Here is a 6,054-nt window from a genome sequence, read left to right as displayed (position 1 = left end):
GCCCGATATCGATGCACTCCTGCCTTGGAACTTCAAACATTAGTAATATCGCCCTGTAGGTTCATGGGGCGTTTACGCTATAGTGGCTTTCCGCGCTTGAATAGGAAGAGAGGCTTTGAGGTTTAGGTTTAAGGTTACTGCTTTTGAGTGAGTGCAACGATTCGCTCGTTAGATCTCGAACTGCTAACAGACTGCGGGTTTAAAATTGCTTGCGGGTTATGGTTTCGAACAAACTCGATGAATTCCAGATAAGTGAGTGGCTGACTGAAGAAGTAGCCTTGTATTAGGTCACAGTTGGCTTTTCTGAGGTAATGATACTGTTCTATCGACTCAACACCTTCTCCGACGACTAGCGTGTCACAAGAGTGGCCTAAGTTAACCATAGATTCGACCATCTTGCGGTCGGCCTTGTCGTCTACCATGTTATCGATAAAGCTCTTATCAATTTTGAGCTCATCCACAGGGTAGTGGAGAAGTTGGTTAAACGCTGTGTAGCCCGTACCAAAATCGTCAAGGGAGACCTTTAAACCTAAGCTTCTGAGGCTCTCGATAGTCTGCACCGTAAGCTTGGTACTTTTCACGTAACTGGTCTCGGTAATCTCTATAATAATGTTGCCAGGTGGCACTTGATAACGTTCGAGTACTTTACGGATGTTGTCGGCAAAATTACGGTTGTAGAGCTCCATCGCCGAGATATTAATTGACAGAGTGCCCTTGTATTTATGAAGTTCTGAAAGCTCTTTATAGCTTTTGATCGCGGTGCCAATGACCCACATGTCGAGCCTGGCAATAAGGTTACTCTTTTCTGCAACTGGGATAAATTCTTCTGGTCCCGCATCGATATCGAATAAGGCTGGGCAACGAATCAGGCACTCCGCGCCATCTATCTCAAGTGTCTTGGCGTTAAAAATAGGCATAAAGCGAAGTTCAAAGTTGTCACTTTCGCAGCACTCTAAGAGTCTTTTCTCTACAACGTCATGGCGTTCCAAGGTATGTAACAACTCTTCGCCATAAACAATACGACTTTCGCCATCACTATGAGACTTCGCATTAGCTAACATTTCATCGATGCATCGGTGCCAAATCTCATCGAACTTTGGCGTGTCGAGCGGTAAAACACCTGTTGCGAGTGATAATCGAAACCCATAGTAGTCAAGGAAGGTGGTGCCGGTCAGCGTATTGTTGATGTTCTCAATTTCTTCGTTTATCACTTGGTTCTTACCCATCTCCAAGATCGCGATAAACTGATTCCCTCCCAGTCTGGCTAAAGAGTAATCACTGCAACTAAAGCCCAAAGAGGCTTGTTGGTTTTGTAGTGTCTCTTTCAGTGCTTTAGCTAAGCTTATCAGTACATTATCACCAACTTTTGCCCCGTAGAGATCGTTAATTTTACGAAAATCGATGATGTCCCAACAAACCACATAGCAGTGTGGGCTCATCGAGCTTTTTAGTCGTACATCAAGGTGTCTGATGAAAGAGCGTCGGTTAGCTAGCTTGGTGAGTTGGTCGAATTCGGCTTCGAACTTCAACTCTGTTAATGAGTCTATGTACGCGTTCTTTAAACCATCAATTTCACTTTGCCCTGATGAGCGTTTGAAGTATCTAAGTTTGAGCCCGCCGATCGATATCTCTTGAAGTAAGTCTTTAAGCGGGCGCACAAGTTGGTAACGCACCACTAAATGCACGATCAACATGATCGTAAAGAGAGTGCCAAAGCCACCTAACAAGGTTTGTTTAGTGATGATGGCTTTCTCATGGTTGAACTTTTGTTCTCGAATATTTACTTGCGCGATGAGATTTCGGCTGGTCATCTGCACATTGATATTATCTTGGGTTTGCTCAATTGATTTGATAACGAATTGGGTATTTCCGATGTTGGCAGCGTCAGAGGATGGCTCGATTAAGAACTGAATATTGTCATCGTCATTGTATTTGATTAATAAGCTAGAGAGTTGTATCAGAGGTCCGTCAGCAATCAAGATGTAGCGATTTAAACTGTTACTTGCACGTTTGTCTTGAGGAAGGAGGTAAGGGTCAATTGCTGCAACATACGAGTATCTGAGCTCTCCACTGATCGAGATATAAGAGAAGCCTTCGTAGGAGAGTTCCTTCTTGCTGATTAACGAGGTGTATATGTCGAAGACTCTTTCATAAATCTTGTCAGGGATTTTTAGCCCCTCGAAAGGATCGGCTCTGAGAGTCGAAAGCGTTAATTTGAACTTAGGGTCCACGATATAAACATTGCGTTGCCCAAATTGATTGACGTGATTCTGGCTTAATACTCGGAGTACTCGTTTTTCCAATAGCGATAGAGTCGTGTAGTCGCCAGGATTTTGAATGTAGCGGAGGAACTGCAACGAAGAACCGATATCTTTAACTAGTAAGGACAAGCCGAGCTGCTCGTATTCCGCCGCGACTAAAGCGGTGTTCACATCAGATTGCACCTTGTCCAAATACATGTGCTTAGCATGATTTGATGCGAAGTTGTACATCACGATTCCTGCTATCAGGAGCACAAATGTCAGCGTTGGTAAAAGTACAAAATAGAGCTTCTTCAATACTGGCATGAGTTATCTCAAACTGTCGACAATACGATTGCGAATTTGAATGCTACTCGGTTCTAACGGCTGATAAAGGTAGCTGCGATCTAATACTTCTTTATTCGGGAAAAGCTCGGGATCGTTTTGATACTCCTGAGAAGTGAGTGCTTTTGCTTTTGAACTTGGCGTTGCAAACCATGAATCCATTGCGTTTTGAGCGGCGATTTCGGGTTGCGATAAGAAGGAGAGAATCGTGGTTGCCTGTGGAGATCGCTCTCCGTTGTTAATTGCAGCCATACACTCTAACCATAAGGTTGTTCCTTCTAGAGGCACTGTGTAGGCCCAAGATGCCTCAGGTTCGGCATCATTAAGCACATAGCTGTCACCTGAGTATCCGTAGGCGAGGTCGATGTTGGCTAAGTGTTCGGGATGACGAATATAATCGACAACGTATTCATTACTTTCAAGGTGAGGCTTCTGTGCTTGTAGCGTTTTGTAAGCGACTCGAAGTTCTTGTTCGTTGTTGGTAAACGGCTCAAATTGATTCATCAGAAGCGCAGCACTCACCAAATCCGTAGGCTCATAATACATGCTGATTCGGCCGCTGGTTTTGGTTTCAGGGTCTAGAAGAGCGCCCCAAGACTTGGGAGTCTCAACTTTTCCGCTTCGGTATAAGATGCCGGATGTCCCCCAAGCGTAGGGGATTCCATATTCGCCACACCCATCCACCCATCTTGAGTCAAAGTTGCTTGAAAGGGATTGCTGCAAGTCGCTCAGGTTGTGGAATAAGTTCTGTTTAGCCAGCGCTTTCAGTTTCATACTTTCAATGACAACCAATTCAAACGCACCTCGTCGTTCACTCAATAGCACTTCATCACGAATGGACTCGTCAGAAAAATATTGCTGCTTTAGTGAGATGCCGTAGGTATCACTCAACTGGGTAACGACGCTGTCAGATAAAAATTCATCCCAATTGTAGAGATAAATATCATGCTGCTGGCCAAATACAGGGCTAGCCAAAAAGGATGTTGACGCAAGTATTGATACGCAAAACGCTTTCACTGACGGATTCCCTTTCGTACGTGATAACTAAATCGTAGCCCAAAATTTGCGACATGATTCAAATTTAGGCACTTAATTTAACTTCAACTTCATGCATTTCATGCAAATAGCAACTTGCTACTCCTACTTGATACCGAACCTTTATCGTGTGAGGCAAGGATGACTCCGTCGTATCGTATTCAACACAAGTACGTATTCCAGTTTATTGTCCGTGAATGGATTATTTAAATTAATATTCATCATAATATCCATTCTTACAAGTTATTATGCAAATATTAAGCATTAAATAATGATGCGGTGATTACCTTTTTCGGGTTTTCGCTCGCATTAATCGTCGTTATTCCTTTGTTTTGCCATCGCGATTTACTCTTATGTTCAATGTTCTTTTATCCCTAAAAACACTTCTATAACGTTTTGTTTATCATTTGTTTCGTTTCTCAATAAGTATCGATAAAGTTGTTGCTAAAGACTTGTAGCACAAGGTGATTGTGCTTATTGTGGGCAGCAATATCTAGGTTATGTCCCAACGAGCCATGATTGCCGGTTTGGGAAATGTTGTGCATTTAGGAGCCATTGTGGATTTAGAGATATATCAAGTAGATTCGTTTACAACTCAAGCGTTTAAAGGGAACCCTGCCGGGGTCTGTATCTCCAAAGAGTCGTTGGATGAGTCGTTAATGTTTTCAATCGCTGAAGAGATGGCGGTATCTGAAACGGCTTTTCTCGCGCTTAACACTATGACGCTTAAATGGTTCACTCCCGAAGTCGAAGTGAAGCTGTGTGGACATGGCACACTGGCAACGGTTCATGTGATGAAAGAACAAGGACTGCTTGAGACAGGTGATAAGGTCGTGTTTAACACCTTATCTGGGGAATTATCTGCCGCCGTTTGTGAATCGTCTATCGAGCTTGATTTTCCTAGTACACAGCTATCATTGCGTTCTGAACCCAACCTCACGCTGCTTGAACACCTAGGTATAGATCCGCATCAAGTAGTTTCATTCAGAGAATTTGACTCTAAGCAGTTAATCGAAGTTTCCAACGAACAAGTGTTATTGGAGCTTTCACCAAACTTTGATGCGTTAAAAGGCATTCAAGGTCGCGGTGTTGTGGTCACAGCATTGGCAGCAAATACGGAACTTGATTTTGTTTCTCGTTACTTTGCACCCTGGGTTGGGGTTAATGAAGATCCTGTGACTGGTTCGGCGCATTGCGCATTGACGCAGCACTGGGCAGAAAAGCTCAACAAAAGCAGTTTCAGTGCTTATCAGGCGTCTCGTCGTGGTGGTTATATGTCGACAGAGCTCTTAGCTAATGGGCGAATAAAGTTAATCGGTTCTGCGACCACTGTGATTAGTGGCGTGTTGAAGCTTTAGATCTCTATAGAAGCTTTAGGTCTCTATAGAAGTTTTAGAGCGCTGTTTGACCTGTATCGTTGGAACCGCCTAGTACGTTTTATTCGACTGTTCACAGTTAAAAGAGGCGGCTAGGGCGTAATGTATTATTGAAGGAATCACCGTGTCTGCCTTTTACCTTTCTCAAGTATTAGTCGCGATAGCCATTTGTTTTGATCTTCTGTCATTCCAATTCAAGGAAAGGAAGAAAATCGTCACTTGTCTGTTCTTTGCTGGCGTTCTTATTTCGAGTCACTTTATCCTGCTTGAACAATGGACAGCGGCGAGCTTAATGACGATTGCTACGATTCGCTATTTGACGAGCGTATTTTCTACCGCATCCAAATTCAAATATTTGTTCTGTTCGATGTCGGTGGTCGCAACCGCAGTGACTTACTCAGGACTGACTAGCATATTGAGTTGCTTTGCCTCCGTATTTCAAACCTTTGCTGCCTTCAATAAAGATGACCGTCGATTAAGAGAATTGATGATCATCGGAACCAGCTTTTGGTTGGTTCACAATTACTTAGTTGGCTCGCCAACAGCGGTTGTTATGGAGGCGCTGTTTATCTGCAGTAACTTGGTGGGTTATTACCGTTTTTATTTCAGAAAGAGTGCCGCTGCTTAGGTTTACAACTGAAGTTAAGGCCCAAATTATTAATCAATTCAATTCAATTCAATACTAGCTAGGAGAGCTTGATGCCAAACATTTACAATGATGTTCCTTCATCACTACCTAATGAGATATTCAATGACCTGATTGCCAACGACAGTGTTCGAATCGAAAGAATATTGTCGCATGGACACAGTTCACCAGACGAGGGTTAGTATGATCAAGATGAGAATGAATGGGTGATGGTGATCGATGGGCAAGGGGTGATTGAGTTTGAAGATGGTCGCATTGTTACCTTGTCTAAAGGGGATTATCTCAATATTTCCGCAGGTGAAAAACACAAGGTGCTGAGGGCGGATAAAGATGCGGTGACGATCTGGCTCGCTGTGTTTTATCGTTGATATCTTGCTCTAAAGCTGAGGCTGTTAGGTTATAAAGCTTGCTG

4 protein-coding genes and 1 pseudogene are annotated in these 6,054 nt (G+C 43.3%); 3 read left to right on the top strand and 2 right to left on the bottom strand.

The features are described from left to right. Positions 1-134: 134 nt before the first annotated feature. Together AB4512_RS17675 and AB4512_RS17670 are read right to left on the bottom strand one after the other, a co-directional pair. The gene (locus AB4512_RS17675; RefSeq protein ID WP_372175273.1) at positions 135-2,567 is read right to left on the bottom strand and encodes a putative bifunctional diguanylate cyclase/phosphodiesterase; all 2,433 of its coding nucleotides are present in this window, start codon (positions 2,565-2,567) and stop codon (positions 135-137) included. 3 nt (positions 2,568-2,570) lie between these two features. Beyond that, complete coding sequence (locus AB4512_RS17670) at positions 2,571-3,602, bottom strand: PotD/PotF family extracellular solute-binding protein (protein ID WP_017060025.1); 1,032 nt, start codon at positions 3,600-3,602, stop codon at positions 2,571-2,573. 575 nt (positions 3,603-4,177) lie between these two features. Here AB4512_RS17670 and AB4512_RS17665 point away from each other — a divergent pair. From AB4512_RS17665 to AB4512_RS17655, 3 genes and pseudogenes are all read left to right on the top strand, one after another. Continuing rightward, positions 4,178-4,978 carry a PhzF family phenazine biosynthesis protein gene (locus AB4512_RS17665; RefSeq protein ID WP_372175272.1) on the top strand — a complete coding sequence of 267 codons (801 nt, stop codon included), beginning with the start codon at positions 4,178-4,180 and terminating at the stop codon, positions 4,976-4,978. A 142-nt stretch (positions 4,979-5,120) separates the two neighbouring features. Further along, positions 5,121-5,624, top strand: coding sequence for a YgjV family protein (locus AB4512_RS17660; protein WP_333912547.1), 504 nt, complete (start codon positions 5,121-5,123; stop codon positions 5,622-5,624). Between the two features lie 71 nt (positions 5,625-5,695). Then, positions 5,696-6,010: pseudogene (locus AB4512_RS17655) on the top strand (cupin domain-containing protein). Positions 6,011-6,054: the final 44 nt, after the last annotated feature.

Origin of the sequence: Vibrio sp. 10N.222.52.B7 (assembly GCF_041474275.1) — a bacterium.
GTDB classification, from domain to species: Bacteria; Pseudomonadota; Gammaproteobacteria; order Enterobacterales; family Vibrionaceae; genus Vibrio; species Vibrio crassostreae_C.
The sequence above is the reverse complement of the archived record's forward strand: the minus strand, read 5'-3'. Positions and strand labels throughout refer to the sequence as shown.